This is a genomic window from Leptolyngbya sp. FACHB-36 (assembly GCF_014695955.1).
GTDB lineage: Bacteria > Cyanobacteriota > Cyanobacteriia > Leptolyngbyales > Leptolyngbyaceae > FACHB-36.
Window position 1 is genome coordinate 1 of the sequence record NZ_JACJPG010000682.1, and the last position, 2,421, is coordinate 2,421.

Genomic DNA, 2,421 nt, shown 5'->3' on the forward strand with positions numbered 1-2,421 from the left:
GGGCGGCTGTGCTGTCAGGGACTCATGCCCAACGTGGTTCCCGACAGCGGCGACGATCCGGTGTTTCAAAGCATCGATTGTTCTCTCTGGTGGATTGAGATGCTGGGGCTGTACGTGGAGGCAACGCAAGACTGGGATTTTCTGATAGAGCAGTATGCCGTTGTTAAGCAGATCTACAAGGCGTTTATCGCTGGGACGCTGCACGCGATTCGGATCGACGCCTCAGACGGGTTAATTACCTGGGACGACGACAGTGTTGCCTTGACCTGGATGAACACCACGATCGACGGCAAGCCCGTAACGCCGCGCAATGGCAAGCCGATCGAAGTCAATGCCCTGTGGTATTCGGCGCTAAGTTGGGCGAGTGACTGGGCATTGAAACTAGCGCAGCTGCCGTCTCCGTATAGCGTTGAGCGCTTGCAAAATCAGGCGAACCGCTACCAGCAGCAGGCAGCACAGGTTCGTGCTTCGCTGCAACGGTTCTGGAACCCGAAGCGGGGATACCTGTTCGATCGCATCAAACCCGACGATCGCTTGGACGGGACAATCCGCCCGAATGCGGTTCTGGCGCTGTCGCTGCATCACTGCGCCTTTTCGCCAGAGATCGCCGCTTCGGTGTTGCAGGTAGCGAGCGATCGTCTGCTGACACCCTACGGGTTAAGGAGTCTTGACCCGGCTGACTCGGCTTACATCGGTCGCTGCAAGGGAAATCCATACCAGCGAGATCTGGCTGCTCATCAAGGTACCGTTTGGAGCTGGCTGCTGGGCCCATTTCTGCGGGCATGGGTACGCACGCACGCTGAAGACAACCCGCCGATCGATTTGCAGCCGCTCCTGACTCACTTTGAGGAACACGTCTGCCTCAACGCCATTTCTGAGCTATTTGATGGGGATGACCCCCACCAGCCACAGGGGTGCGTGGCTTCGGCGATCGCCATTGCCGAACTGCTGCGCTGTTGGCATCTTAATCCGTCTAAGCGACCGTAAGCGACCGCACGATCGACACGATGCGATCGATACCTTACGATCGACACCATCGCCATTACACAGACGTTACCGCACAGACTTGAAGCTATCGACCTGCTGCATAAAGCCGTCCGTGAAGATGTTAATGATCGTGCGATCGCGCACCTTGATGTTGACGCTGACCGACATGCCCGATTGCAGCGGCACTTGACGATCGCGAACCGTGAGGAACTGGCGATCGAGGCGGATTTTGGCGGGAAAGCTGTAGAATTGGCGAATCTGGGTGGGAGGCAGGGCGTCGGAGCCGATCGTGACCACCTGCCCCTTGATATCACCAAACTCGCTAAACGGAAACGAGTCGATGCGGATATCTACGGGCATTCCCTCTTTAACAAAGCCGATGTCCTTGTTGGGGATAAACACTTCTACCAGCAGCGCGTCATCGGGCACAACTTTCAGCACCGGTTCGGTTGAGGTTGCTACAAAGCCCGGACTGCCTGCTTTTAAGTCAAACACAATGCCATCTACGGGTGCGCGAAGCTCCTGATATTGCAGCGTTACTTGACTTTGGCTAATCTGGCTGTCAATTTCGGCAATTTTCTTTTCGTTCTCGACGATCGCCTTTTTTAGCTGGCTGTCAATTTCGGCAATTTTCTTTTCGTTGTCAGCAATTTTTGCTAGCAAGTCTTGAGAGGACAGCGCGATCGTGTTCTGCAATTTCTGGCGCGACTGCGCGATCGCGAGCGTCAGGCGCTTTGCCTCTTCGGTTAGCTGCTCCACTCGTGCTTGGCTATTTAGCACTTCTTGTTGCTGCCGTAGGTATTGCACTTCGGGAATACTGCCTTCCTTGTAAACAGTTTCTAGCTTGGCAAAAATCCCCTGATTCACCTTAAAAACGGCTTTGGCATTCACTAGCTGCGATCGGGCTTGGGCAAGCTGTCGCTCCGACTGTCCCACATCGAGTTCCGCCGCCTGTTCCCGCGACGTTTGCTCTGCCAAACTGGACTGCAACCGCAAGCGCTGCTCCGGGCTAAGAGGCGTATCCACTGAACCGGACAGTTGCGCCCGGTACAGTGCGTTTTCCGCTGCCAGTGCCGATCGGCTCTTGGTCAGCGCTGCCAATTCTGGTGCAGGCTTAAACGCCGCCCCCAATTCGCTACTTCCGACATCGCCCGTTTCCGATTGGTAAAACCGATTTTCTGCCACCAGCGCCGATCGGATCTTCTTGAGCGAGGTTAGTTGCGAATCTGCTGCTGTGCGATCCAGCGTTAGCAGTACTTCGCCCTGCTTTACCCGCTGTCCGTCTTTCACAAAGACTTCTTTGACAACGCCATTCAGTGGCACCTGAATTTCCTTAACCGATCCCTGCGGCTCTAATTGGCCCGCTGCCGAAACTGCCTCATCTAGTTTGGCAAAGCACGCCCACAGCACGCTAAAGGTTGTGACTCCGGCAAT

The 2,421-nt window shown here is 55.5% G+C and carries 2 protein-coding genes; one reads left to right on the forward strand and one right to left on the reverse strand.

The features are described 5' to 3' along the window. On the forward strand, window positions 1–987 hold a 987-nt coding region (locus tag H6F43_RS21425), incomplete at its 5' end, for an amylo-alpha-1,6-glucosidase (protein ID WP_277879999.1). 66 nt (window positions 988–1,053) lie between these two features. On the opposite strand, the gene H6F43_RS21430 is transcribed toward H6F43_RS21425, so the two are convergent. After that, the coding region (locus H6F43_RS21430; RefSeq protein WP_199290518.1) for an HlyD family efflux transporter periplasmic adaptor subunit at window positions 1,054–2,421 on the reverse strand (1,368 nt) is incomplete at its 5' end.